Genomic DNA, 25,702 nt, shown 5'->3' on the forward strand with positions numbered 1-25,702 from the left:
CCCGCCGGCCGTCCCCTCCCAGCTGTTGATCAAGAGGTTTGCGTCAGATTCCGGCGTCCGGATGACGCGAACCTCTTGATCAACAAGGATCGGCGGGGTTCAGGCGTGGAGGCGGGTGAGGGTTTGGATGTCGGCGGCGTGGCCGACCTGCTTCTCACTCGGGGTCTCCACGACCAGGGGTACGCCGGCGGTGGCGGGGTGCGCCATCAGCTCGGCGAAGGCCGGCTCGCCGATGGTGCCCTTGCCGATGTTCTCGTGCCGGTCCCGCGTGGAACCGCACAGGTCCTTCGAGTCGTTGGCGTGGACCAGCCGTAGCCGGTCCGCGCCGACGGTGGCCACCAGCGTGTCCAGGGTCGCCGTCATGCCACCCTCGACCGCCAGGTCGTGCCCGGCGGCCCAGGCGTGGCAGGTGTCGAAGCAGACCCCGAGCATCGGGTGCCGGTCCACCGCGTCCAGGTATGGACCGAGCTGCTCCACCCGCGAGGCGAGCGACCGCCCTCCGCCCGCGCTCGGCTCGACCAGCAGCATCGGCCCACCGGCGGACGCGGCCCAGTCGAGCAGCGGCAGCAACTCCTCGCGGACCTGCCGCATCGCCGCCTCGGCGTGCCCCTCGTCCACCGAACTGCCCGCGTGGAACACCACCGCCTGAGCACCGATCGCCACGCCGCGACGCAGCGCGTGCGCGAGCGTCTGTGCCGACTTCTCGACAGTGGCCGGAGTGGGCGAGCCGAGGTTGACCAGCAGCGAGGCGTGGATGAACGCGGGAATGCCCCGCTCGGCGCAGCCGTCGCGGAACAGGGCGTCCTGCACGGGGTCACCGGCGGGCAGCGCCCAGCCCCGCGAGTTGGAGACGTAGACCTGCACCACCCGGGCACCGGTCGCATCCGCGTAGGGCAGGGCGGCCTTGGCCAGCCCACCGGAGGTCGGAGTGTGCGCGCCCACCGGACGCGAGGTGACCGCCGACATCAGAAGCACGTGAGGGTGACCGGAGTGCCCGGCGGCACCTGCGAGTTCTCGCCCGGCGCCTGGATCCGGACCACGGCGTTCGGGTTGATCAGGGCCGTCACCGGGAACCCCTGGCCCTCCAACGCCTGCTTGGCCTGCTGGCACGGCAGGTCGATCACCCGGGGCATGACGATCGCCGGTGGGCCCTTGCTGACGTCCAACTTGACCTGGGTGCCCTTCTCCACGCCGGCGCCGTCGGCCGGGCTCTGGCCGAGGATCTCGTCCTTGGGCTTGTCGGAGTCCTTGTAGGTCTCGACCAGGGTCAGGTTGAGCTGGGCCAGGGTGGTGCGGGCTTCGGTCAGGCTCTTGCCGACCAGGTTCGGCACCGACACCGGCGCCCGCCCCCGGCTCAGGATGAGGGTGATCTTCGCGCCGGGTTTGACCTCGGTGCCCACCTTGGGGGAGGTGTCCAGCACGACGCCGGCCGGCAGTGTGTCGTCGTAGCGGGCGGCGCCCTTGGCCACCACCAGCTTCACGTTGACCAGGTCCGCCTCGGCGAGTTCGAACTCCTTGCCGATCACGTCCGGCACGGGGAAGCGCTCCGGGCCCAGGGACAGGGTCAGCGTGATCGTGCCACCCTTGACGATCTTGGAGGTCGAGCCCGGGGTCTGCTCCAGCACGCTGTCCTTCGGTGCCTTCTCGTCGAAGCGCGGCTCGCCGTACTTCAGGACGAGCCCGGCCCGGTCGGCCTGCGCCTGCGCCTCGGCGTTGCTCAAACTCACCAGCTGCGGGGCGGTCGTGTAACGGCCGACACCGAACCACCAGCCCCCGACCGCGGCCACCAGACCCAGCGTCACCACCACCGCCGCGACGGCCAACCGGCCTCGCGGACTCGCCATCAGCGTGCTGCGCAGCGCGGCGAGCCGGGACCCCAGGCCCTCCGCGGGCTCCGGAGCGGCCCGACGTCGACCCCCGCCCTGGCTGCCGCCCTCCGGCAGCCGCGCCCAGGCCGGGCGGTCGGGCGGCCGGACCGTCGCGACCACCATGGTCGGCTGCGACAGTGGCGCGTCGCCGCTCACCGGCCGGAGCACGGCGGTGTGGGTGTTGCCGTCACCCAGGCGCTCCCGGGCCGCCTGCACCTCGGTCAGCAGCGCGCCGGCGTCGGCGGGCCGGGCCGCGGGGTCACGTCGGGTGGCGCGCTGCACCAGGCCGTCGAGGACCGGCGGCAGGCCGGGCACCAGCGTCGAGGGTGCCGGCACGTCCCGATCGACGTGCTGCCAGGCGACGTCGACAGGGCGGTCCCCGTCGTACGGCACGCGGCCGGTGAGCATCTCGAACAGCACGATGCCCGCCGAGTAGACGTCGGTACGGGGATCGGCGCGGCCCTCGGTGACCAGCTCCGGGGCGACGTACGCCACGGTCGCCATCAGCTGGGTGCCCTGCTCGTCGTCGGCGCTCGCCTCGACCGCCCGGGCCAGCCCGAAGTCGGCCACCTTGACGACGCTGTCGACCAGGTTGGCGACGCCGCCGGTGGGTGCCTCGGCGACCAGCACGTTCTCCGGCTTGACGTCGCGGTGCACCAGACCCGACCGGTGCGCGGCGGCGATAGCGGCGAGCATCTGCTCGGTGATGGCCAGCGCCTCGTCCGGGTTGAGCCGGCGGCGCTCGGCCAGCACGTCGCGCAGCGTGCGGCCACGGACGTACTCCATCACCAGGTACGGAAGGCCGGCGTGGGTGCCCTGGTCGTAGACGGCCACCACGTTCGGGTGGGTCAGCCGGGCGATGGTCTTCGCCTCGTCGGTGAACCGCGCCACGAAGTTGGCGATCCGGGCGCGGGCCTCGGGTGCCTGGGTCGGGTGAATGATCTTCACGGCGACGGTGCGCTCAAGGCGCTCGTCGGTGGCGGTGTACACGGTCGCCATGCCACCACGGGCCACGCGACCGCGAATGCGGTAGCGCCCGTCGATCAGCGAGCCCAGCAACGTGTCGGCGACCTGAGTGTCCATCGGCAGGGAGTCTATGTGTCCAGGGGGTGAAGGTTGAACAGGATGCTACAGCCGATCGCCGAACTGGTTCGTCCCGCCGCGCTCGCCGCCCCTCGTCCGCTGGTCAACGGTACGCACGAGCCGGGGCGCCGATCGGTTGTCCGGGGTGCCGGTGGCTCGTCGTGGTGACGGCGTGGCAGGGTGGTCGGGTGACCGAACCCGTACCCGACCAGGCCGTGCCCGGCCCGGAGCTCGCCGGCCCCACCGACCCGGCCGGCTGGCTGACCCTGCCCGACGTCGCCGAGCGTCTCGACGTGTCGATCAGCAAGGTGCACCAGATGATCCGCGACCGGGAGTTGCTGGCGGTCCGCCGCGACGGCGTCCGCCGCATCCCGGCGGACCTGGTTGCCAACCAGACGGTGCTCAAGCACCTGCCCGGTGTGCTCAACCTGCTCTCCGACAACGGCTACGACGACGAGGCCGCCCTGCGCTGGCTCTACGAGCCCGACGACACCCTCCCCGGGAACACCCCGGCCGCCGCCCTCTCCGGTGACCAGGCCCGCGAAGTGAAACGCAGGGCCCAGGCCGAAGGCTTCTGACCCGGGGGTTAGTCGGCTCGGCGGGTTGCGGCGATGGCCAGGTCCACCAGGGCCTGGCGGGCCTCGGTGTCGAGGTCGACGGCGGCCAGGGCGGCGAGGGCGCTGTCGGTGAGCGTGACGATCCGCTGCTCGGTACGGGCGAGCGCCCCGCTCGCGGTGATCAGCTCGCGCAGCCGAGCCACCCCCTCCTCGTCCAGCTCCGGGTCGCCGAGCCGGCTGAGCAGCAGCTCGCGGCCCGCGTCGTCGGTGGTCTCCACGGCAGCCGCCACCAGGTAGGTGCGCTTGCCCTCCCGCAGGTCGTCACCGGCCGGCTTGCCGGTCAGCGCCGGGTCACCGAAGACCCCCAGCACGTCGTCGCGGAGCTGGAACGCCTCACCCAGCGGCAGCCCGTACGCCGAGTAGGCCGTCCGCACGTCGGCCGTCGCGTCGGCCAGCGCGGCGCCGAGCAGCAGTGGACGCTCGACGGTGTACTTCGCCGACTTGTACCGGGCGACCTTGCTGGCCCGTTCCACCGACGTGTCCCCGGTGGCCTGGGTCAGCACGTCGAGGTACTGACCGACGGTGACCTCGGTGCGCATCTCGTCGAAGACCGGCCGGGCCCGGGCCAGCACCCACGGGTCCAGCCCCGCGGAGTGCAGCAGCTCGTCGGACCAGACCAGGCAGAGGTCACCCAGCAGGAGAGCCGCGGCGTCGCCGAAGCTGTCCGGGTCACCACCCCAGCCGGCCTGCCGGTGCCGGGCGGCGAAGCGCCGGTGCACGGCGGGCTCACCACGTCGGGTGTCGGAGCGGTCCATCAGGTCGTCGTGCATCAGGGCACTGGCCTGGACGAACTCCAGCGCGGCCAGGGCGCCGAGCACCGGCTCGCCGTCGGCCCCGCCGGCGCCCCGGAACCCCCAGTACGCGAACGCCGGACGCAGTCGCTTGCCGCCACCGAGCACGAAGGCCTCGATCGCCTCGGCCACCGGGACCAGCGCGTCGTCCACGGCGGCGAGCCGGGCCCGTTGACCGGCCAGGAACTCGGTGAGGGCCTTGTCCACCCGCTGCCGCAGGTCGGCGCGGTCGACGGGAGACACGGGAGCAGCGTGGGTCACGCCCCGACGCTAGTCGGTCCCCGTGGCTCGCGCTCCACCGCCACGCGTAGTCCCGGCGGTGCGACCGGGACCGGTGCGCCCTGCTGGGGGCGTGCCGGCCCGAGCGGCGCGGCCCGGTCCGGTGGCCCGGGTGGGTCGGGTCGGGGCGGCCCGGCGAGTGGCCCGACGGGTGGTTGCCGCGGCCTCGGCCAGCGCCACCAGCGGCACGTCCAGGACGACGGCGAGCCAGCCGAGCCAGAACCCGCCGGGCACCCGGCGCTGGCGTTCCCAGCGGGACACCTCGTGCCGACTCAACGTCGGCACCCCGGCGGCGGCACACAACTCGGCGGCGGTGCGCTGCTGGCTCCAGCCCCGGGCCAGCCGGCAGCGAGCCAACAATGGCCCGAGCGGCGCGGGGCGCGGCGGTGCGGGTGGGGTCACAGGTCCTCCTGGCGGGCGTCGGCGCGGTGACGACCCACCCGCCCGACCTGCCGGCCGGGACGGACGTCACCGCGCGAGTTGCTGACCCCCGCACGGGCACCGGGACCGCCCCCACCGCCCCTCCCGTGCCACCCATTCCTACCCCGGAGGTACGACGCCCTCGCGCCCACCGGCCGGGGCGCGCGGGGCGACGCCGGTCATCGGGTGGGAAGCGCCTGGGTCACGGTCGCCTCGCCCGCTAGAGTCGGGTCGTGGCGCTCGGTCTTCCCTCGGTACTCCCCAATCCGCAGCCGGCGATCGGGGAGCTCATCCGTGAGCGTCAGCCGACCTTCTCGTTCGAGTTCTTCCCGCCCAAGACCGACGCCGGGGAGCGGCTGCTCTGGCAGGCCATCCGCGAGCTGGAGTCGCTGCGTCCGTCGTTCGTGTCGATTACGTACGGCGCGGGCGGGTCGACGCGGGACACCACTGTGGCGGTGACCGAACGGATCGCCACCGACACCACCCTGCTGCCGATGGCCCACCTGACCGCTGTCGACCACTCCGTCGCCGAGCTGCGGCACGTGATCGGTCGGCTCGCCGGGGTGGGGGTGCGCAACGTGCTGGCCGTGCGCGGCGACCCGCCGGGCAACCCGGGCGGCGAGTGGATCCGCCACCCCGAGGGGGTGGACTACGCCGAGGACCTGGTCCGTCTGGTGCGCGATTCCGGCGACTTCAGCGTCGGCGTGGCGGCCTTCCCGTACAAGCATCCCCGCTCGCCCGACGTGGCCAGCGACACCGCGCAGTTCGTCCGTAAGTGCCGGGCCGGTGCGACGTTCGCGATCACGCAGATGTTCTTCGACGCCGACGACTACCTGCGACTGCGTGACCGGGTGGCCGCGGCCGGCTGCGACACCCCCATCCTGGCCGGAGTGATGCCGGTGACCCAGATCGGCACCATCGAGCGGTCCGTGCAGCTGTCCGGCGCGCCCTTCCCGCCGGCGCTGGCGGCCCGCTTCGAGCGCGTCGCAGACGACCCGGAGGCCGTCCGCCGGCTCGGCGTCGAGCAGGCCAGCGAGATGTGCCGCCGGTTGCTGGACGAGGGTGTGCCGGGGATCCACTTCATCACCCTCAACCGGTCCACCGCGACCCGTGAGGTCTGGCAGAACCTGAAGGCCGGCGCGCGGGTGTGAATGCCGGTCCTGCGACACCTGATGCCCGGCACGACGGTTGATCCCCAGGTGGGCACACAGCTGAACTGGGATCAGTACGCCACGGCCTGGGCGCGGTTGCACGGCGGGTTCGACCCTCGGGTCGCGGCGCCGGTGGTGCGCGCCTGGCTGCGATTCGCGTACCACGTGGGGTATGTGCTGGGCCGGCTGCGGGTCAGCCCCACCGCGGTCACAGTGGCCGGGGTGCTGCTCTGCTTCTGCGTACCGTTGCTGGTGACCCGGCCGGGGAACGGCCTCTTCCTCGGCGCGTTGTTCGTGCTGCTCGCCGCCGTGGCGGACAGCGTGGACGGCGCGGTGGCGGTCGCCACCAGCCGCACCACCCGGCTCGGCTACGTCTACGACTCGGTCGCCGACCGGCTCGGTGAGGTGGCGTGGTTGCTGGCGTTCTGGCTGGTCGGTGCGCCCGGCGGGCTGGTCGTCGCGGGCGGCGCGCTGTCCTGGCTGCACGAGTACGTCCGGGCCCGGGCGGTCGCCGCGGGCATGCGTGACATCGGCGCGGTGACAGTGGGCGAGCGCCCCACCCGGGTCTCGGTGGCGCTGGCCGGGCTGCTGGTCGCCGGGTTGGCCGGGCTGATCGAGCCGGACCTGGCCGCCGGCACCATCACCATGGCGACGGCGGTGTGGGTGCTGTTGGCCGGCTTCGGCCTGGGGCAGCTGCTCTCCACCATCCGCCGCGCCCTGCTCGACGCCGGCTGAGCAGCCCTACCAGGCGGGGCCGATCTCGTCGGCGACGATCTGCGCGGACAGGGTCACCATCGGCAGGCCGCCGCCCGGGTGGGTGGAGCCGCCCACCAGCCACAACCCGTTCGCCGGGCCCCGGTTGGCTGGGCGGAGCAACCCACCGGCGGTGCCGTAGATCGAGCCACCCGGCGCGCCGGTCGCCGCGTCCAGGTCGGCCGGGGTGCGGACCTCCCGGAACAGCACCCGGTCGCGCACGTCCACGCCGCGTCGTGCCAGCACCTCCAGGACCCGGTCGGCGTACGCGTCGGCCAGCCCCGGCCGTCGCCAGTCGACAGCGCCCGCCGCGGTGCCTTGTCGTGGGGCGTTGACCAGCACGAACCACGCCTCGTGCCCGGCCGGGCGGACCATCGGGTCGTCGGCCACTGTGACGAACACCGTCGGGTCGGCCGCCGGCCGTGCCCGTACGCCGCGCCCGGGGTCACCGAAGACCGCGTCGAACTCCGCGTCGTAGTCATCGGGGAAGAAGACATTGTGGTGGGCCAGCCCGGTGCTGCCGGAGACGCCGAGCAGCAGCACGAAACCGGCGAGGCTGCGGTCGGTCAGCCCGGCCAGCCGACGCGGGTGCGGCAGCAGGTCACGGTAGACGGTGAGGGCGTCCACGTTGGCCACCACCACGTCGGCGGGCACCGGCGCGCCGACACCGGCGAGGCGGACCCCGTGCACCCGGCCGCCGGTGGCGTCGATCCGGGTGACGGTGGCGTCGGTCTGCACGACCACACCCAGGTCCAGACAGCGGGTGAGCAACGCGTCGGCGAGGGTGCCCAACCCGCCGCGCAGGTACCAGCCACCGAAGGCCAGCTCGGCGTACGGGACCGCGACCAGCGCCGCCGGCGCCCGGCGGGGGTCGGCCCCGGTGTAGGTGGCGTACCGGTCCAGCAGCATCCGCAGCCGGGGGTCGGACAGGTGTCGGCGGCCCAGGCCGCGCAGGGTGCGGCCCGGTGCGATGGCGGCCAGGTCACCGACCCGCCAGGCCAGCGACGCGAGGTCGCGTGGGGAGTCGACGGTACGGCGCAGGATGTCCCGCGAGGAGGCGTTCCACACCCGCGCGGCCCGGCGCCACAGCCGCTGCCAGTCGGCCGCCGCCCGGTCGCCGAAGGCGGCGCCGATCCTCGTGGCGAACTCCACCGGGTCGGCGCACGAATCCAGGGGTGGGCCGCCGTCGCCGAAGACGTGCCGGACGATCGGGTCCAGCGGGACCAGGTCCAGGTACTCGTCGAGCTTGGCCCCGGTCGCCTCGAACAGGTCGTGGAACACCTCGGGCAGGGTGAGCAGGCTCGGCCCGGTGTCGAAGTGGAACGAGCCGGCCGGGGTGTCGTGCGCGTACCGGCCGAGCTTGCCGCCGACCGTGTCGGCCCGTTCGAAGACGGTCACCTGGTGCCCGGTGGCGGCCAGCCGGGCGGCGGTGGCGAGGCCACCCACCCCGGCGCCGACGACCACGATCCGCGCCATGCCGTGCCCTCCTAGCTGACCGGGCGACCCCGCCAGGTCAGGCGGCGTCGCTTTCGCAGATGGTACGACCGCAGGGTCAGCCAACCGAGGACCACGACCGACACGGGGTGTGCGAGCGCGTCGGGCCACCACCGCCCCCCGGTCGCGCGGGCGGTGAGCACCCGCCCGACCACCCCGAGCAGATAGCCGGCCAGGCCCGCGGCGGCCACCCCCGGCGCGCCGGCTGCCAACCCCACGAGCGCGACCAGCGGCGGGGCGGTGTACAGCAGCAGCAGCGCCGCCACCACGGCCGCCGCCGCACCCGGGTGCCCGAACGACGCCCAGAGCGACTTCGAGTACCCGTCGCGCAACTGCGGCCAGTCGTCGTACATCCGGCAGGTGGCCAGCCGGGACCCGTCGGCCAGGGCGATCCGCCCACCGGCCCGCTTGACCGCCCGGGCCAGCTCGACGTCCTCCAGGATCTTGTCGGCGACCGCGGCGTGCCCGCCGGCGGCGGTGTAGCCGGCCCGGTCCAGCACCAGGAACTGGCCGCCCGCAGCGGCCAGTGACGGCCGCGACGAGCGCTCCATCGCCCGCAGCGGCAGGAAGGTCAGCCAGAGCCACTGCAGCAGCGGCTGCACCAGCCGGTCGGCCGCCGTCGCCACCACGATCCGGGGGTACGGCGACAGCAGCGTCGCGCGGGCGGCGCGCAGCTCGGTGACGGCCGCGGCCACGGCGTGCGGGGCGAGCACCACGTCGGCGTCGACGAAGACCAGCGCGGTGGCGTCGGAGTCGGCCCGGGTGGCCAACTGCCAGCAGGCGTGCGGCTTGCCCAGCCAGCCCGGCGGCGGCGAGACCCCGGTGAGCAGCGTGACCCGGGGGTCGTCGCCGGCCACCGCGCGGACCACGTCGGCGGTGCCGTCGGTGGACCCGTCGTCGAGGACCACGACGCGCAACCCGGGCACGCCGCGTTGGGCGAGCAGGGCACGCAGGCAGGGGGTGACCCGGGCGGCCTCGTCGCGCAGCGGCAGCAGCACGGCGACCGGCTCGTCGACCGGGGTGGGCCGGTCGGTGGGCCGGCGCAGCCAGCGGGCGGCGTTGAGCCAGGTGTGCCCGGTCAACGCGGCGACGGCGACGAGCAGGGCGAGCAGGACGGTCATCGGGTCGCGTCGACGCCGGGCCGGTGCGGCTCGTGGTCCTCCTGGCGGGTCTCCCGAGCTCGGCGGTCGCGCAGCACTGTCACCGCCAGCGGTATCGCGGTCACCGACATGCCGACGGCGCCCCAGAGCGCCGAGGCGGGCAGGTCGAGGAAGACGGCGTGGGCCAGGATGCTGGAGAAGTACGTCCACAGGTAGAGCGCGGTCATCGGGTGGTCCCGCCGGTCGGTGCGTTCGGCGGAGGCCCCGGCCAGCGGGCGGAGCGCGCTCATCATCAGCACCGCGAAGAGCAGCCAGCCCAGGTAGTTGCTGACCGGGATGCCGGGCAGGCCGGGCAACGCCGGGGTGGCGTCGCGCCACACCCAGTAGCCCTCGGCCACCATCTGCGGATCGAGGAAGAGGTCCCAGGCGGCCAGCCCGACGGTGGCCAGCGCGATCCTCCCCGCCCATCGACCGACCGGCGACCCGCTGTCGGCGCTGGTCGTCGACCCGCCGCTGGTGAGCCGGACCGCGGCCAGCCAGGCCGGCCAGGCCATCCAGGTCCAGGCCAACGGAATGATCAGCGGCACCCCGGCCAGTTTGGGGCCCAACTCGCCGGAGTAGTCGTAGCTGCCGAACGGCACACCGGTGGCCACCCCGATCGCCTCGATCGCGAACCCGCCGCCGGTGGCCACCGCGACCAGCGCCGCCGCGACCCGTGGGCCCCGGCTGAGCAGCGCGTGGCCGACCGAGAGTAGCCAACCGAGCACGACGGTGGCCACGGTCAGCCCGGCCCGGGTGTCGCCGGTGGTGAGCGGGTAGCAGATCTGGGCGAGCACCAGGACGGCGAGCAGCGCCCAGGAGATCCGCCGGGTCATGACGCCGGTGGCTCGAGTGGCAGATCCCGACCGAGTACGCCGAAGGGCCGCTCGTCGCCGGGAAAGTGGAAGTTGCGCAGCACGTCGACGAACCCGAAGCGCCGGTACAACCGCCAGGCCCGTGAGGTCTGCTCGTCGGCCTCCGGGGTGGACAGCAGCGTGGTGTCACCCTCGGCCATGCCGAGCAGCGCGCGCAGCTGCCCGGTGCCCAGACCGTGCCCCTGCGCCGGCGGCCGGACGTGCAGCTCGACCACCTCGAAGCAGTGGGTGAGCCAGCGTTGACGGGTCGGTGCGTCCAGCGCCCGGTGCACCTGGTCGTGCCACCACTGGCCGGAGGCGCCCAGGTAGCCGTAGCCGAAGCCGGCGAGGTGACCCTCGCTGGTCAGGCTGGCGACCGCCCGGAAACCCGGCCGGCGGACGTGGGTGGCGATGTAGCCGCGCCGGGCCTCCAGCAGGTCGGTGCGGTATCCCATCGCCTCGCCGTAGACGGCCACCACGTCGTCCAGCCGCCGGACGAGATCGTCCGGCGTCCAGCGCACCAACCTCATGCCCGTCCACCCTTCACCGTTGCCGGGCCGCCGTCGGCGACCCATCCGAGCACCGACCGGTCGCCGATCACGTCGAGCACCTCGAACCGGGCGAACAGTTCCTCCGCGTACCAACCCTCGGTGGGGGTTCGCATGATCGCCGCCCGGTGCTCCGGGTGACGGTACGCGAACGCCACCAGGTCCGTCGGGTCGCGCCACACGCTCACCGTGCCCTGCCAACCCAGCGGCGCCTCCCCGACCCCGAACCTGGCCAGCAGGCCGGGCGCGTCGCGCAGGGCGGCGGCCACCGGGGGGATCGCCCGCCAGAAGGTGGCCGCCCGGCGGGCCCGCAACCGGGCCCGGGTCAGCGCCAGCACCGGGCCGGTGACCCGGCCACCCGGCGGGTCGCCGAACGGCCGCTGACCGGACCACTCACCCCGGCTGGTCAGCGGGCGCAGGTCGACCCGGGCGGAGGCACGGGCGATGCGGGCCCAGGCGCGCCCGACCGTCGAGTCGTCGAAGTCGGCCGCGGCGGCGGGGGAGTCCCAGACGGTCAGCGCCGCCCACCGGGTCAGGTCGGCGTCGCCCGGCCCGAACCCGGTGCCGGTCCCGGTGCCCAGCAGCTTGCCGAAACGGGCGCCCGGGAGGGCACGCAGCCGGCGGGGGTCGACCGCCATCCGGGTCAGCGCCCGGGGCAGCGCGCCGCGGGAGGTCCGCCACACGTGCAACGTGACCAGCTCCGGTGCGGTGCTCACGCCACCTCGGCGGGGCTGCCGGCGGTGGGCGTGTCCTGCGCCGCTCGTACGTTCGGGTGTGACCGCATGTCGCCATTCTTCCCGGTTCGGCCGGTGTCGGCTCACCCTGGTTCGCTCGGCTGGCACACCCGGCGCGTCACACGTTGCATTTTCGTCGGAGGGGAGGTGTACTGTCAGCAGCAGTTAGAACGAGTGTTCGATTGCCTCGAACGTTCGTTCCAACCGGCCGGAGCGCGGCGTTTCGCGGCGCCAGCCCCGGCGGTGCGGCTCCGCGGGCCGCACCTGGGTTTCCAGGCAGTCGCGAGCCTGGTCCCGACAGGCAGGATCGTCGCCCGCCGCCCACGACCCCCGGGCGGCGGGCGACGAACCCGCCGGTACGCCGGCCGGGTGTGGTGTGGGGAAGCATCCACACCCGGCCGGCCACACCCGGTGCGTCTTCCTCCGCACCACCCGACCTCGGCGTCTCGCCGGCGGCACCAGCGCCGGGGGTGACGCCCCGGCCATGTGGAGGAGACACCATGCCGTCCAATCCGGCTCAGGCACCGACGGTGCCGGCGCACGTGCTGCCGCACCGCACCCCCGCCCAGCTCCTCACGTTGGCCCGGCGTGGGCTGGTCGAGGCCGGCCAGACCCGACCCGACGGTCTGCGCTACGCGGCCGCCCATCTGGCGGCGCTGCGTGCGGCGGCCGCCCTGCTCGCCGCCCGTGCCCGGCCCGCGCCGAGTCGACGCAACCGGATCACCAGCGTCTGGGTCCTTCTCTGCGCCGTCGCCCCGGAGCTCGACGAGTGGTCCCGGTTCTTCGCCGCCGGCGCCAGCAAGCGCGCCGCCGCCGAGGCTGGCATCCCCCGGGTGGTCAGCGCCCGGGAGGCAGACGATCTGCTCCGCGCCGCCGAACAGTTCGTGACGGTGGTGGAGACCGCGCTCGGCGTGGCCCACCAGCCGGCCCTGGACGGCCTCGCCGCCTGATCCCGCCGTGCCACCGACCGCCCAGCGGGGGGAGCCGGGCGGCCGGTGGCACGGCGTGCCGATCCTGATCTGATCCACAGCAACGACGGGGGAGTTGGTCCAATGGCGGGCCGCACGGTGGTCGGTTCCGCCGCACTGGCCGATCTGGTGCGTCCGGCGAGCGCACCTGACCAGGTCGGCGGCCACCGGGTGTTGCCGGTGGTGCCCGAGCTGACCGGTCTGCTGCCCAACCGGGGCCTGCGCCGGGGCAGCACCATCGCGGTCGCCGCCGGCCAGCCCCAGCGCAGCGGTGGCACATCGCTGATGCTGGCGCTTCTCGCCGAGGCCTCCCGGTCCGGCTCGTGGTGCGCGGTGGTCGGTGTGCCGACGTTCGGTGCGGGTGCGGCCGCCGAGCTGGGCATCGCCCTGGACCGGCTGGCCCTGGTGCCGAACCCCGGCCCCGAGTGGGCCACCGTGGTCGCCGCGCTGATCGACGGGGTGGACGTCGTGGTCACCGCCGTGCCGGCCACCGTCTCCGCCTCGGTCGCCACCCGGTTGGCCGCCCGGGCGCGGCAGCGCGGCAGCGTGCTTGTCCCGTACGGCCGGTGGGACGGCGCGGACGTGACGTTGCAGGTGGTCCGTGGTGTGTGGGAAGGGCTCGGGGCCGGTCGGGGGCGGCTGCGCCGCCGGGAGGTCACCGTCTCGGCGCGCGGGCGCGGGGCAGCCGCGCGACCGAAGGAGATCAAGGTCTGGCTACCGGGTGACGGGCTGACCCGGGTCATTCCCCGTCCGAAGCCGTCGGCCGTGGCCCGTCCGACCGCGTCGCTCGCCCTGGTCGGTCGGGAGTGACCGGCTCGCCGGCACGGACCCTGCTGCTGTGGTGCCCGGACTGGCCGGTGCTCGCCGCCGAGATCGTCGACGGGGTGCCGGCGACCGGCCCGGTCGCCTTGCTGCACGCCAACCGGGTGGTCGCCTGTTCCGAGCGGGCCCGTGCCGAGGGGGTGCGTCGAGGCCTGCGCAAACGGGAGGCGCAGGGTCGTTGCCCCCAGCTCACCGTCGTGGACTACGACCCGGGGCGGGACACCCGGGCGTTCGAGCCGGTGGTCGCCGCGGTGGAGGAGTTGGTCGCCGGCGTCGAGGTGGTCCGTCCGGGGGCCTGCGCGGTGGTGGCCCGGGGGCCGAGCCGTTACCTCGGTGGCGAGGAGGCGGCCGCCGAGCGGATCATCGAGCACGTCGCCCAGTCGTGCCTGGTGGAGAGTCAGGTCGGCATCGCCGACGGGGTGTTCGCGGCCGGGTTGGCCGCTCGCGCCGGCCGGGTGGTCGCACCGGGTGGCACACCGGAGTTCCTGGCCGGGTTGCCGGTCGAGGCGCTCGGCCGCTCGGCGCTGGCCGACCTGCTGCGTCGGCTCGGTGTGCGTACCCTCGGTGACTTCGCCGCGCTGCCGGCCGGTGACGTGCTGGCCCGGTTCGGGTTCGACGGCGCGCTGGCCCATCGGCTGGCCGCCGGGCGGGACCACCGCCCACTCGCGGTCCGGCAGCCGCCGGCCGACCTGACGGTGACCGCCGAGCACGACGAGCCGATCGACCGGGTCGACGTGGCGGCGTTCGTGGCCCGAGCGCTGGCCGAGCAGTTGCATGAGCGGCTGGCCGGGCACGGGCTGGCCTGCACCCGGCTCGGCATCGAGGCGGTCACCGAGCACGGGCAGGAGTTGCACCGGGTGTGGCGGCACGACGGCCTGCTCACCGCCGCGGCCATCGCCGACCGGGTGCGCTGGCAGCTCGACGGTTGGCTCTCCGGCAGCAGTGGTCGCAGCGGCGCCCGGCCGGCCCGACCGACGGCGGGCATCATCCGGCTGCGACTGATCCCGGACGGGGTGATCGCACAGGCCGGCCTGCAGGCCGGCCTGTGGGGGGAGACCGGCGAGGAGCGGGAACGAGCGCACCGGGCGTTGAGCCGTGTGCAGGGCATCCTCGGCCCGGAGGCGGTGGTCACCGCGGTGCTCGGCGGTGGGCGCTCCCCGGCCGACCAGGTGCGACTGGTGCCGTGGGGCGACGAACGCGTCCCCGTCCGCCCCGGCCCACCGGTCGTTGCCGGCGCCGATCCGGCCACCGACGGTGATCGGGCTGACGGTATCCGTGCCGGCGGTATCCGTGCCGGCGGTGACCGTGCTGGCGGTGACCGTGCCGGCGGTGATCGTGCTGGCGGTAGCCAGGGCGGCGGTGCCGGTCGGCCCGCTGACCGCGGTGGGGGAGTTCCGCCGTGGCCGGGCAGGCTGCCGCCGCCTGCGCCCGCCGTGGTGCTGCCGAGCCCACTCGCGGCGACCGTGCACGACACCGCCGGCGAGCCGGTGGTGATCAGCGCGCGGCTGGCGGTGAGCGCCCCGCCCGCCCGGCTGGTGGTCGGCACCGGCCGGCCGGCGGAGATCGTGGGCTGGACTGGGCCGTGGCCGGTGGACGAACGCTGGTGGGCGCCGGCCGAGGCCCGCCGCCGGGCCCGGTTCCAGATCAGCCTCGCCGACGGCACCGCTCTGCTGCTCGCCGTGGAGTCCGGGCAGTGGCTGGTGGAGGCGATCTATGACTGAGTCAGGTTGGCCCATGACCGGCACGGGCCGGCTCGTCATGGGCCGGCTCGGCGTTGGTCGGTTCGGCATTGGCCGGGGGGCGGATGTCTCACCGCACCCTTCGCCGCCGGTGGGGTCGCGTGCTGCCCGGTGGCTGGTCGGCCGTGCCACCGCCGCCGGGCCGGCCCGAGCGGGTGACGCGGGTGGCGCGGTCCGAGTGGCTGGCATGGCCGGATGAGCTTCCACAACCCGAAGATGCCCTGGTCCGAGCTGGAACGGGTGCTCTCCGGCCGGGCCGACGACAAGCGGGGGAGCCGGGGCGAGCGGCACCTGCACGTGGTGGACCCGCTCGCCGTGGACGCCGACGGCGGCGATTCCCCGGCCTGGAGCCGCCGCCGCGAGCAGTACCAGCCGCCGGAGCTGATCCGCCCCGACGGCGTGGTGCCCTACGCGGAGCTGCACGCACACACCAACTTCAGCTTCCTCGACGGTGCCAGCCATCCCGAGGAGCTGGCCGAGGAGGCGGCCCGACTGGGGCTCACCGCGCTCGCCGTCACCGACCACGACGGTTTCTACGGCGTGGTCCGCTTCGCCGAGGCGGCCCGCACGCTGGGCCTGCCGACCATCTTCGGCGCGGAGCTGTCCCTCGGGCTTCCCGGTCCGCAGAACGGCGAGCCCGATCCGCACGGCTCGCACCTGCTGGTGCTCGCGCACGGCCACGAGGGGTACGCCCGACTGGCCGCCACCATCGCCCGCGCCCAGTTGCGCGGCGGGGAGAAGGGCCGCCCGGTCTACGGGGACCTGGAGGAGGTCGCCGCCGAGCTGAAAGACCACGTGCTGGTGTTGACCGGCTGCCGCAAGGGGCACGTGCCGGGTGCGCTGCTCACCGAGGGGGTGGACGCGGCGGCCCGTGAATTGGACCGGCTGACCGCGCTCTTCGGCGCGGAGACGGTGGCGGTGGAGCTGACCGACCACGGCCACCCGGTCGACGCCGACCGCAACGACGCGCTCGCCGACCTGGCCGCCGCGGCCGGGCTGCCGACGGTGGCCAGCAACAACGTGCACTACGCCAGCCCCGGCCGGCGGCGGTTGGCCACCACCGTCGCCGCCGTCCGGGCCCGGCGCAGCCTGGACGAGATCGACGGCTGGCTGCCCGCGGCGGCCACCGCCCACCTGCGCAGCGGCGCGGAGATGGCGGCCCGCTTCGCCGCGTACCCGGGTGCTGTGGCGCGAGCCGCCGAGTTCGGCGCCGAGTTGGCCTTCGACCTGCAACTGGTCGCGCCGCAGCTGCCGGCGTACCCGGTGCCACCGGGGCACACGGAGATGAGCTGGTTGCGGAAGCTGACCGCCGACGGGGCACGCGAGCGTTACGGCCCTCCGCAGGCGCACCCGACGGCGTACGCGCAACTCGACCACGAACTGAACATGATCGAGGAGCTGGGTTTCCCGGGCTACTTCCTGGTGGTCTACGACATCGTCACGTTCTGCCGCGAGCAGGACATCTACTGCCAGGGTCGGGGGTCGGCGGCCAACTCGGCGGTCTGCTACGCGCTGCGGATCACCAATGTGGACGCGGTCCGGCACCGGCTGCTCTTCGAGCGGTTCCTCGCCCCGGAACGGGACGGCCCACCCGACATCGACGTGGACATCGAGTCCGACCGCCGGGAGGAGGTGATCCAGCACGTCTACACCCGTTACGGCCGGGAGCACGCCGTCCAGGTCGCCAACGTCATCTCCTACCGCCCCCGGTCGGCGGTGCGGGACGTGGCCAAGGCGTTCGGCTACTCGCCGGGGCAGCAGGACGCCTGGAGCAAGCAGATCGACAGGTGGGGTTCGGTCGCCACTGTCGACGTCGAGAACATCCCCGAGCAGGTGGTGGAGTACGCCAACGAATTGCAGACGTTCCCCCGGCACCTGGGCATCCACTCGGGCGGCATGGTGATCTGCGACCGTCCGGTGATCGAGGTCTGCCCGGTGGAGTGGGGGCGGATGCCCGGGCGCAGCGTGCTCCAGTGGGACAAGGACGACTGCGCGGCGGTCGGGCTGGTCAAGTTCGACCTGCTCGGCCTGGGCATGCTCTCCGCGCTGCACTACGGCTACGACATGATCGGGTCCCGGCTCGACCTCGGTGACATGACGCTGGACGACCCGGAGGTCTACGACATGCTCTGCCGGGCCGACTCCGTCGGGGTGTTCCAGGTGGAGAGCCGTGCCCAGATGGCCACCCTGCCCCGGCTCAAGCCCCGCGAGTTCTACGACCTGGTGGTGGAGGTGGCACTGATCCGACCGGGTCCGATCCAGGGCGGTTCGGTGCACCCGTTCATCCGGCGCAAGAACGGCCAGGAGGCGGTGACCTTCGCGCATCCGCTGATGCGTAACGCGCTGGAGAAGACCCTGGGTGTGCCGCTGTTCCAGGAGCAGTTGATGCAGCTCGCCATCGACCTGGCCGGCTTCGACGCGGCCGAGGCCGACCAGTTGCGTCGGGCGATGGGCGCCAAGCGGTCGGTGGAGCGGATGAACCGGATCGCCGACCGGCTCTACGCCGGGATGGCCGAGCGGGGCATCACCGGTGAGTTGGCCGACGACGTCTACCGCAAGCTCACCGCGTTCGCCAGCTACGGCTTTCCGGAGAGCCACGCGATGAGTTTCGCCTACCTGGTCTACGCCAGCTCCTGGCTCAAGCGTTACCACCCGGCGGCGTTCCTGGCGGCGCTGCTCAACGCCCAGCCGATGGGGTTCTACTCCCCGCAGACCCTGGCCGACGACGCCCGTCGGCACGGCGTGGAGGTCCGTCGTCCGGACATCAACGCCAGCGCGGCGTCGGCGGTGCTGGAGTCCACCCCGGACACCCGGTGGGGCAGCGGGCCGGGGGAGCCGCCGCACGCCTGGGGGTTGGGCGGCCCCGCCGTCCGGCTCGGCCTGTCCAGCGTACGGACCCTCGGCGCCGACGTGGCCGAACGGATCGAGGCCGAACGGGTCGCCGGTGGGCCGTACCGGGACATGCCTGATCTGGCCCGGCGGGTCGGTCTCACCGCCGCGCAGTTGGAGGCCCTGGCCACCGCGGACGCCTTCGCCTGTTTCGGGTTGACCCGGCGGGAGGCGTTGTGGGCCGCCGGGGCGGCGGCGCAGGACCGGCCGGGCCGGTTGCCCGGCACGGTGACCGGCGCGGCGGCGCCCACGCTGCCCGGCATGGAGGCGGTGGACCGGCTGGTCGCCGACGTGTGGGCCACCGGGTTGTCGCCGGAGAGCCACCCCGCCCGGTTCATCCGGGGGCAGCTCGACGTGCTCGGCGCGGTGCCGATCGCCCGACTCGGTCGGGTGGAGCCGGGGCAGCGCATCCGGGTCGGCGGCATCGTCACCCACCGGCAACGGCCGGCGACCGCGGGCGGCGTCACCTTCCTCAACCTGGAGGACGAGACGGGGATGCTCAACGTCACCTGTTCGCCGGGTCTGTGGCAGCGCTACCGGCGGGTGGCCCGGACCAGCGCCGCGCTGGTGGTCAGAGGGCAGTTGCAGCGGCACGAGGGGGTGACCAACCTGGTGGCCGACCGGTTGGACGCCATCGAGCCACCGGTCAGTCCCGCATCCCGTGACTTCCGCTGATCGAGTGATCCACATTACGGTTTCCGGCGGCGGTGGGCGGGAGACTCGTCCCCGAGCGGGCAGAGTGGCCCGTGATCCGTGAGGGGGAATGACAGTGATGGGGAACCACGCGTACACCGGTGGAATCGCGAACGCCCGGCGGACCCGGCTGGGTGCGACCTGGGTGCCGTCGCACCTCGCCGACCCTCGCGAGTACGAGGTGACCAACGGGCCGGTGGCCAACGAGCGCCGGTCCCGGGCGGAGGACGAGGTCGAGGGCACCGAGTCCTGACCCACCCGGCACCGCGGAACGACCGGGCGGGTGGCGGGTGCGCCCGCCACACGCCCGCACCGGGGATGGACCGGGTGACTAGGCTCGACCGGGTGGAGCAGACCCGAGGCCGGTTCGCCGGGCCGCCGCTGACCCCCCGTACCGCCGTGATCTGGTCGGTGCTCCGCGCCGAACTGGACCGGCGCGGCGACGCCGAGCTCACCGTGCTGGACGTGGGCGGCGGCACCGGCGGTTTCGCCGTGCCCCTGGCCCGCGCCGGGCACCGGGTCACAGTGGTCGACGCCAGCCCCGACGCGCTCGCCGCGCTCACCCGCCGCGCCGCCGAGGCCGGCGTGGCCGACCGGATCGCCGCCGTGCAGGGCGACGGCGACGCCCTCGCCGGGCTGGTCGAGCCGGCCGGCGTGGACCTGGTGCTCTGCCACGCCGTGCTGGAGGTGGTCGACGACCCCGCGCCGGTGGTGGCGGCGCTGGCCACCGCGCTGCGTCCCGGCGGCGCGGCCAGTGTGCTGGTGGCCGGCCGGGCCGCCGCCGTGCTGGGCCGGGCGATGAACGGTCACCTCGACGTCGCGGCCGCGCTGGCCACCGACCCGGCCGGTGCCGCCGGGCCGAGGGACACCCTGCGACGACGCTACGACGCCGCCGGAGCCGCCGCGCTGCTCGGCGCCGCCGGGCTCGTGGTCGAGGAGATCCACGGGGTACGCGTGCTGGCCGACCTGCTGCCGGCCGCCGTCGCCGACGGGCAGTCCGCCGCCCTCGTCGAGTTGGAACGCGCGTTGGCCGCCCAGCCGCCGTACCGGGACCTGGCCGCCCAACTGCACCTGTTCGCCCGCCGGCCGGCATGAGCGGGTCGCCGGGCGTGGCGCCGCTGGCGGTCCTCGGACCGGACCACGGCGGCGGCCGTCTCGCCGACGTGTTGCCCAGCGCGCTAGCCGTGCTGGGCGTCCCCGGCTCGGCCGACCCGCTCGGGCTCGTCCCCGCTCTGGCGGGGGTACGCCGGGTCGCCGTCCTGCTGGTCGACGGGCTCGGGTGGTACCAGCTGCCGACCGCCGCGCCGTACGCGCCGACCCTCGCCGGCCTGGCCGCGACGGTGGCCCGGCCGCTCATCGCCGGCTTCCCGTCCACCACCCCGACGAGTCTGGTGTCGCTGGGCACCGGCGTCGCGCCCGGCGCGCACGGGGTGCTCGGCTTCACCGTGCGGGTGCCCGGCACCGACCGGGTGCTCACCCACACCGACTGGGCTGCCGACCCGTCGCCGTTGACCTGGCAACCGGTCACCACCCAGCTGGAGCGTGCCCGCGCCGCCGGTGTGGCGGTGACTGTGGTGAGTCGGCCGGAGTTCGGCGGCAGCGGTCTGACGGTGGCCGCCAACCGGGGAGGCGACTTCCGGGGCGCCGCCGGCGGGGAGGCGGTGGCCGCCGCCATGCTGGCCGCGCTGGCCAGCGGCGGCGGGCCGACCCTGGTCTCCGGCTACCACGCCGACCTGGACCGGTACGGGCACGTCTACGGCGTCGACTCGGAGCCTTGGCGGGTCGCCGCCACCGAGGTGGACACCCTGCTCGCCCAGCTGGTCGACGGGCTGCCGTCGGACGCGGCACTGCTGGTGACCGCCGACCACGGCCAGCTCGACGTACCCGCCGAACACCGCTTCGACCTGGACACCGACCCCCGGCTGCGCGCCGGGTTGCGGCTGGTGGCCGGTGAGGCCCGGGTCCGCTACCTGCACGTCGAGCCGGGCGCGGTCGACGACGTGCTGGCCGCCTGGTCGGAGGTGCTGGGTGACGCGGCCCGGGTCCGTACCCGCGACGAGGCGGTGGCCACCGGCTGGTTCGGGTCGGTGCCCGAGGAGCACCTGGGCCGGATCGGCGACGTGGTGGTGACCTGCAACGACACGTACGCGGTCATGGCCAGCCGCACCGAGCGGCCGATGGCGTCGAAGCTGGTCGCGTACCACGGGTCGGACACCGCCGCGGAGCTGACCGTGCCGCTGCTGGTCGTCCGGGGCTGACCGGGGTGAGGTCCGGCCCACTGGTGGCTGGTGGTGTCGTACCCCCGGGTTAACCTGCCGGGATGGGCCGCAGCCAGTCGTTGCCCCGGGGCGACGATCCGCGCTTCGGGCCGGACGCCGACGACTCCGGCAGCCCGATCCTGCACGTCGACATGGACGCGTTCTTCGCCGCCGTCGAGGTGCGCCGCCGACCCGAGCTGCGCGGCCGGCCGGTGGTCGTCGGCGGCGTCGGGCCCCGAGGGGTGGTCAGCTCGGCCAGCTACGAGGCCCGCCGCTACGGGGTGCGCAGCGCGATGCCGACCAGCCAGGCCCGGGCCCGCTGCCCGCACGCGGTCTACCTGCCACCGGATTTCACCGCCTACAGCGCCGCCTCCCGGGCGGTCATGCAGATTTTCCGGGACGTCACCCCGCTGGTCGAGCCGCTCTCCCTCGACGAGGCGTTCCTCGACGTCACCGGTGCCCGCCGGCTCTTCGGCTCCCCGGCCACCATCGCCCGGCTGATCCGCCGCCGGGTCGCCGACGAGCAGGCCCTGACCTGCTCGGTCGGGGTGGCGCAGACCAAGTTCGTGGCCAAGTTGGGCTCCACCCGCGCAAAACCGGACGGTCTGCTGGTCGTGCCGCCAGGGCAGGTCCTCGACTTCCTGCACCCGCTGCCGGTGGACGCGCTGTGGGGGGTGGGGGAGCGCACCGCCGAGGCGCTGCGCCGACTCGGCCTGTCCACCGTCGGCGACCTCGCCGAGGCGCCGGTGGGCATGCTGCGCCGGGCGGTCGGTGCGGCCTCGGCGGCGCACCTGCACGAGCTGGCCTGGGGGCGCGACCCACGCGGGGTCAGCCCGGAGCACGTCGAGAAGTCGATCGGCGCTGAGGTGACCTTCGACGTCGACGTGGCCGACCCGTTGGAGATCCGCCGCGCGCTGCTCGCGCTGAGCGCGAAGGTCGGCGTCCGGTTACGCGGTTCCGGGCAGGTCGGGCGCACCGTGGCGCTCAAGGTCCGGCTGGCGGACTTCCGCACCGTCGGCCGCTCCCGCACCCTCGACGTGCCCACCGACACCGCCCGGGAGATGTTCGACACGGTCTGGGCGCTCTACACCGCATTGGACCCGGGCGAGCGGATCCGACTCGTCGGCGTCCGGGTCGAAGGGCTCGCCTCGGCGCAGGGTGCCCCCCGACAGCTCACTCTCGGCGCACCCGAGCGTGGTTGGCGCGAGGCGGAGGCTGCCGCGGACGCCGCCGCTGCCCGTTTCGGGCGGTCCGTCATAGGTCCGGCCAGTCTGATGGGCGACGCTGATGCCCGCCGAAAGGAAAATCCACCCCACCCATAGGTCGTCCCGCTTTCCGACGCGCGACCCCCCTCGTAGACTTGCGGGTAAGCAGCCGGATGGCTGCCACGGTCTGTCGGCCCGAGTGGGCCCGACTCAACGTGACCGGGGAGGAGTGCCGTGCCGCTCTCGGAGCACGAGCAGCGGCTGTTCGAGCAGATCGAGCGGTCGCTTGCCGAGGACCCCAAATTCGCCTCGGCCGTGCGCGCCAGCGATCCGCGCTTCCACGCGCGGCGTCGCCTGCTCGTCGCCGCCGGCGTCATCATCGCTGGCTTGGCTCTACTGGTCTATGGCGCGGTGATCAAGACTCCACCGCTGGCGGTGGCAGGCTTCGTCGTCATGCTCGCGTCGGCCGCGTTCGCGGTGCAGTCGCACCGGCGGGCGCAGTCACCGGACCTGCACGTGGTGGGCGGCACGACGAGTCGTCGTCGCCCCCGCGGTGGCCGATCCGGTCGCCGGTCGTCGATCCTGGACCGCATGGAGGACAGGTGGCGGCAGCGCCCGGAGGGACACCGGTGAGTCGACCCCGCCGCTGAGGCGGGTCGTACGCCGCGACGAGCAGGTCGCCGGGCATCGTCCCCGGCGGCCCTTGTCGTGTCCGCGTGCGCCTGCTGTCGCCACGCCCTGCGGTGGCCGCGCCCGGCACGCCCGCGTGCCCGCTTCCGCGCCTGCGGTCAGGTCCGTGTCGTGCCCGGCCGGCGTGGGGGGTGTCTCAGACGCCATCCGCGTGTTGATCCACTCAGGCGGACTCAGGATGGGGGCGACGGCGGTCTGCCGCCGCCCCCGAAACCTGGACGGACGTTCGTCAGCGGGCCGCCCGGTCGGCCAGCAGCCGCCGGGGGTTCCAGCGCAGGAGCTGGTACCGGGCTCGCCCGGTCAGCGCCACCATTCGGCTGGAGGAGTCCGCAAAGCCGGTCCTCCAGCGCAGAAGCACCGACGGTGGTAGCACTGCGGCGAGGAGACGGGTCCGTCGGTCCGCCCGCGCGGCGAGCGCCCCACGGACCGTGCGGAGAGCCGGCGACAACCGCTCACCGGTCAGCGGATCCCGCGCGTACCGGGCCCGCTCCTCCGCCCTGCCGAGCAACTGTGCCGACTCCACCGCTGCGGCGTCGTCGAGCGTGTCCCGAACGAGCCGGTCCGCGGTCGCCCTGGGCGTTTCCGTCAGGTCCACCGGAACCCGGAAGTCCACCAGAGTGTCGAGCAACTCCGCCCAGGCGGCGTGTGCGTCGGCGCGGGCACGGTCGGCGTCCGCGGTGACCACCACCGCACGGGCACCAGGCTCGGTGCCGTCGTCGACAACCATGGCGGCCGGCGAGGCGCTCGCACTCCCGCCCCGTCGGCGCCGCAGCGCGAGCCGGCGCAGAGCAGGCACCGCGAGGAGAGCCAGCAGGGCCAACAGCCCCGCCGCCCACCACGGCCAGACCGGCGGCTGGTCCTCGGGGGTCGTGCCGCCGGCGGAGAACCCCTCGTCGATCTCCCGGTCGGCGTTGTCCGGGCCGGCCGGCCCAGCCGACGCCTCGGGACCGGCCGGGGTGTCCGTGACACCGGTGCCCGGCGTCGTCGGCTCCGGCGCGTCAGTGTCCGGTGCCCAGGCCGACCGGGTGGAGCCGGGCACCCCGTACGCCGGGGTGGCGTCGAAGGGCACCCAACCGACACCGTCGAAGAAGACCTCGGTCCAGGCGTGCAGGTTGAGGTTGGTCAGGGTGATCGTGTCACCGTCGCGGTTGCTGCCGTTGGTGAACCCGAACGCCACCCGAGCCGGGATGCCGGCCGCCCGGACCAGCCAGGCCATCGACGCCGCGTACTGCTGGCAGTAGCCGACCTTGTTGGTCAGGAAGTTGACGATGTCCTGCCCGCTGCTGCCGCTCTCGGTGCTGAGCCGGTACTTGAAACCGTTGTCCGCCGAGAAGTGCGAGTAGATCGCCAGCACCCGGTCGTAGTCGGTGCGCTTGCCCTGGATCAGCCCCGCGACCAGCTCATCCACCTCGGGCACCCGGTCAGGGGTGGCGGTCATCTGCCGACGTACCGGGTGCTCCGCCGGAAGCGTCGGCGCGGCCCGCAGCACCGCCGGGGTGTACGTCGAGCGGACGTAGTCGAAGGAGTACTTGCGGCCCCGGGAGTTCTCCCGGTTGGAGAAGACGATCTGCTGGTTGGGGTCGTACAGCCAGTTGCCGCTGAGGTCCTCGGTGCGCACCGGCTCGGCGTACACCGGCATCAGCGCCATGCTCAGGCTCTTGGTGACCTCGACCGTCGCCCGGTAGGTGGTGCGCTGCACACCTCGGGCCGCCCGGTCGGCCGGGTCCGGCAGGTCCCGGTTGGCCGGCCGGCCGCTCGGGCTGCGCGCCAGGAAACCAGCCGGACGCAGCTCGTCGGCGACCGCGTAGCGCAGGTAGAACGGGTTCGCCTCGTTGGTGGTGACCTTGACCATGTCGAACACCTGGGACTGGTTGAGCTGGCCGGCGAGCGACGCGAACAGGTCGATCCGACCCGACGTGCCGCCCGAGCCGTTCCCGGTCCCGGTGCCGTTCCCCGACCCCCGGCTGATGCTGTCGAGCATCCCACCGGTCATACCCGGCACCGCCAGGGGCAGGACCACCGCCACGGCCACCCCGATCACCGCGAGCCGGCGGCCGGCGGACGCCAGCGGCGAGGCCTCCCACACGTCGACGTCGCGGCCGTCACCGGTGAACCGCCGCCCGAAGCGGCGTACACGGTCGACGTTGTCGGTGACCAGCAGCCAGAGGTAACCGGCGGCGCCCACCACGAACGGCACCGCGGGGACGCTGTCCACGTAGACGGCGACCGGCACCGAGTAGATGGCGAGCATCGGCAGCCCGGCCAGCGCGGGCCGGCGCAGCCCGACGGCCAGGACGTCGACGAGCACTGCCACCCCGGCGACGCCGAGCACGGTGATGAACAGCAACGGGTCGGTGTCGGGAACCTCGACGCCGTACGAGCGCATGTCCTCGGCCGACCCGGCGACCAGCTCACTGAAGTGCGCGAACGTGCCCGGCGTGGGCAGGAAGGCGAGCAGTTCCGAGCCGCTGGGGAACAACCAGGTCAGGGCCAGGGTCAGGCCGGCGAGCATGCCCAGCACCTGACCCCACAGGGGCGCCCGGGCGAGCCTGGTCAACGCTGCCACCCCGGCCACCACCGCGACCGCGATGATGGACTCGATCAGCCACGTCCAACTCTCGAAGATGGCGGACAGCGGCGCGGCCGCCAACACGGTCGCCGCGGCCGCCACCACGCCGATGTTGCGACTGGCGTTCATGAGGGGAAC

The 25,702-nt window shown here is 74.2% G+C and carries 22 protein-coding genes and 2 pseudogenes; 14 read left to right on the forward strand and 10 right to left on the reverse strand.

From position 1 onward, the window contains the following. Window positions 1-99 precede the first annotated feature (99 nt). Window positions 100-966: a deoxyribonuclease IV gene (locus O3438_RS30915; RefSeq protein WP_269683048.1), complete on the reverse strand. Its 867-nt coding sequence runs from the start codon at window positions 964-966 to the stop codon at window positions 100-102. Further along, window positions 966-2,951, reverse strand: coding sequence for a Stk1 family PASTA domain-containing Ser/Thr kinase (gene pknB, locus O3438_RS30920; protein ID WP_269683049.1), 1,986 nt, complete (start codon window positions 2,949-2,951; stop codon window positions 966-968). The genes O3438_RS30915 and pknB overlap by 1 nt, the downstream gene beginning before the upstream one ends. Before the next feature lie 42 nt (window positions 2,952-2,993). Here pknB and O3438_RS30925 point away from each other — a divergent pair, with 42 nt between their 5' ends. Both O3438_RS30925 and O3438_RS30930 read left to right on the forward strand, forming a co-directional pair. Next, window positions 2,994-3,119 (forward strand): hypothetical protein, encoded by a 126-nt coding sequence (locus tag O3438_RS30925; RefSeq protein WP_269683050.1) that lies wholly within the window; start codon window positions 2,994-2,996, stop codon window positions 3,117-3,119. 20 nt (window positions 3,120-3,139) lie between these two features. After that, window positions 3,140-3,529, forward strand: a complete 390-nt coding sequence (locus O3438_RS30930; RefSeq protein ID WP_442929680.1) for an Rv2175c family DNA-binding protein — start codon at window positions 3,140-3,142, stop codon at window positions 3,527-3,529. A gap of 8 nt (window positions 3,530-3,537) precedes the next feature. Here the strand turns inward: O3438_RS30930 and O3438_RS30935 are convergent, their stop codons facing one another. Both O3438_RS30935 and O3438_RS30940 read right to left on the reverse strand, forming a co-directional pair. After that, window positions 3,538-4,620 (reverse strand): polyprenyl synthetase family protein, encoded by a 1,083-nt coding sequence (locus O3438_RS30935; protein ID WP_269683051.1) that lies wholly within the window; start codon window positions 4,618-4,620, stop codon window positions 3,538-3,540. A 9-nt stretch (window positions 4,621-4,629) separates the two neighbouring features. After that, window positions 4,630-5,040, reverse strand: coding sequence for a helix-turn-helix domain-containing protein (locus O3438_RS30940; protein ID WP_269683052.1), 411 nt, complete (start codon window positions 5,038-5,040; stop codon window positions 4,630-4,632). A 251-nt stretch (window positions 5,041-5,291) separates the two neighbouring features. Here O3438_RS30940 and metF point away from each other — a divergent pair, with 251 nt between their 5' ends. Both metF and O3438_RS30950 read left to right on the forward strand, forming a co-directional pair. Continuing rightward, window positions 5,292-6,209 (forward strand): methylenetetrahydrofolate reductase [NAD(P)H], encoded by a 918-nt coding sequence (metF, locus tag O3438_RS30945; RefSeq protein WP_269683053.1) that lies wholly within the window; start codon window positions 5,292-5,294, stop codon window positions 6,207-6,209. A 21-nt stretch (window positions 6,210-6,230) separates the two neighbouring features. Continuing rightward, window positions 6,231-6,944 carry a CDP-alcohol phosphatidyltransferase family protein gene (locus tag O3438_RS30950; protein WP_269683817.1) on the forward strand — a complete coding sequence of 238 codons (714 nt, stop codon included), beginning with the start codon at window positions 6,231-6,233 and terminating at the stop codon, window positions 6,942-6,944. A gap of 6 nt (window positions 6,945-6,950) precedes the next feature. Here the strand turns inward: O3438_RS30950 and O3438_RS30955 are convergent, their stop codons facing one another. From O3438_RS30955 to O3438_RS30975, 5 genes are read right to left on the reverse strand one after another with little or no spacing between them, the layout of a single operon-like run. Beyond that, complete coding sequence (locus tag O3438_RS30955; protein ID WP_269683054.1) at window positions 6,951-8,438, reverse strand: phytoene desaturase family protein; 1,488 nt, start codon at window positions 8,436-8,438, stop codon at window positions 6,951-6,953. Between the two features lie 11 nt (window positions 8,439-8,449). Continuing rightward, window positions 8,450-9,577, reverse strand: coding sequence for a glycosyltransferase (locus O3438_RS30960; RefSeq protein ID WP_269683055.1), 1,128 nt, complete (start codon window positions 9,575-9,577; stop codon window positions 8,450-8,452). Continuing rightward, the gene (locus tag O3438_RS30965; protein ID WP_269683056.1) at window positions 9,574-10,431 is read right to left on the reverse strand and encodes a carotenoid biosynthesis protein; all 858 of its coding nucleotides are present in this window, start codon (window positions 10,429-10,431) and stop codon (window positions 9,574-9,576) included. Before O3438_RS30965 ends, O3438_RS30960 begins: the two co-directional genes overlap by 4 nt. Further along, complete coding sequence (locus tag O3438_RS30970; RefSeq protein WP_145779709.1) at window positions 10,428-10,979, reverse strand: GNAT family N-acetyltransferase; 552 nt, start codon at window positions 10,977-10,979, stop codon at window positions 10,428-10,430. Before O3438_RS30970 ends, O3438_RS30965 begins: the two co-directional genes overlap by 4 nt. Then, a complete protein-coding gene (locus tag O3438_RS30975; RefSeq protein ID WP_269683057.1) occupies window positions 10,976-11,713 on the reverse strand; it encodes a monooxygenase in 738 nt (245 codons plus the stop codon). Before O3438_RS30975 ends, O3438_RS30970 begins: the two co-directional genes overlap by 4 nt. A 518-nt stretch (window positions 11,714-12,231) precedes the next feature. Between O3438_RS30975 and O3438_RS30980 the strand changes: the two genes are divergently transcribed. The 10 genes and pseudogenes from O3438_RS30980 (at window position 12,232) to O3438_RS31020 (ending at window position 22,938) form a co-directional block, all read left to right on the forward strand. Then, entirely contained in the window at window positions 12,232-12,681 is a 450-nt protein-coding gene (locus tag O3438_RS30980) for an SAV_6107 family HEPN domain-containing protein (RefSeq protein WP_269683058.1), read from the forward strand. A 102-nt stretch (window positions 12,682-12,783) separates the two neighbouring features. Further along, complete coding sequence (locus tag O3438_RS30985; protein ID WP_269683059.1) at window positions 12,784-13,509, forward strand: hypothetical protein; 726 nt, start codon at window positions 12,784-12,786, stop codon at window positions 13,507-13,509. Beyond that, window positions 13,506-14,759: pseudogene (locus O3438_RS30990) on the forward strand (DNA polymerase Y family protein); the annotation flags it as partial. The gene O3438_RS30985 and the pseudogene O3438_RS30990, both read left to right, overlap by 4 nt. 150 nt (window positions 14,760-14,909) lie before the next feature. Continuing rightward, window positions 14,910-15,242 (forward strand): annotated as a pseudogene (locus tag O3438_RS34390) (DNA polymerase Y family protein); the annotation flags it as partial. 213 nt (window positions 15,243-15,455) lie between these two features. Continuing rightward, entirely contained in the window at window positions 15,456-18,824 is a 3,369-nt protein-coding gene (locus O3438_RS30995; RefSeq protein ID WP_269683061.1) for an error-prone DNA polymerase, read from the forward strand. A gap of 88 nt (window positions 18,825-18,912) precedes the next feature. Beyond that, window positions 18,913-19,095: a hypothetical protein gene (locus O3438_RS31000; RefSeq protein WP_145779714.1), complete on the forward strand. Its 183-nt coding sequence runs from the start codon at window positions 18,913-18,915 to the stop codon at window positions 19,093-19,095. A 65-nt stretch (window positions 19,096-19,160) separates the two neighbouring features. Then, window positions 19,161-19,937: a methyltransferase domain-containing protein gene (locus O3438_RS31005; RefSeq protein ID WP_269683062.1), complete on the forward strand. Its 777-nt coding sequence runs from the start codon at window positions 19,161-19,163 to the stop codon at window positions 19,935-19,937. After that, window positions 19,934-21,100, forward strand: coding sequence for an alkaline phosphatase family protein (locus O3438_RS31010; protein WP_269683063.1), 1,167 nt, complete (start codon window positions 19,934-19,936; stop codon window positions 21,098-21,100). Before O3438_RS31005 ends, O3438_RS31010 begins: the two co-directional genes overlap by 4 nt. 62 nt (window positions 21,101-21,162) lie before the next feature. Then, on the forward strand, window positions 21,163-22,422 hold the full coding sequence (locus tag O3438_RS31015; RefSeq protein WP_269683064.1) for a DNA polymerase IV: 1,260 nt from the start codon (window positions 21,163-21,165) through the stop codon (window positions 22,420-22,422). 117 nt (window positions 22,423-22,539) lie between these two features. After that, a complete protein-coding gene (locus O3438_RS31020; protein ID WP_030334542.1) occupies window positions 22,540-22,938 on the forward strand; it encodes a DUF3040 domain-containing protein in 399 nt (132 codons plus the stop codon). A 286-nt stretch (window positions 22,939-23,224) separates the two neighbouring features. On the opposite strand, the gene O3438_RS31025 is transcribed toward O3438_RS31020, so the two are convergent. After that, the gene (locus O3438_RS31025; protein WP_269683065.1) at window positions 23,225-25,693 is read right to left on the reverse strand and encodes a transglutaminase TgpA family protein; all 2,469 of its coding nucleotides are present in this window, start codon (window positions 25,691-25,693) and stop codon (window positions 23,225-23,227) included. Between the last annotated feature and the right edge of the window lie 9 nt (window positions 25,694-25,702).

The organism is Micromonospora sp. WMMC250, from assembly GCF_027460215.1.
In the GTDB taxonomy this organism is placed as follows: Bacteria; Actinomycetota; Actinomycetes; order Mycobacteriales; family Micromonosporaceae; genus Micromonospora; species Micromonospora taraxaci.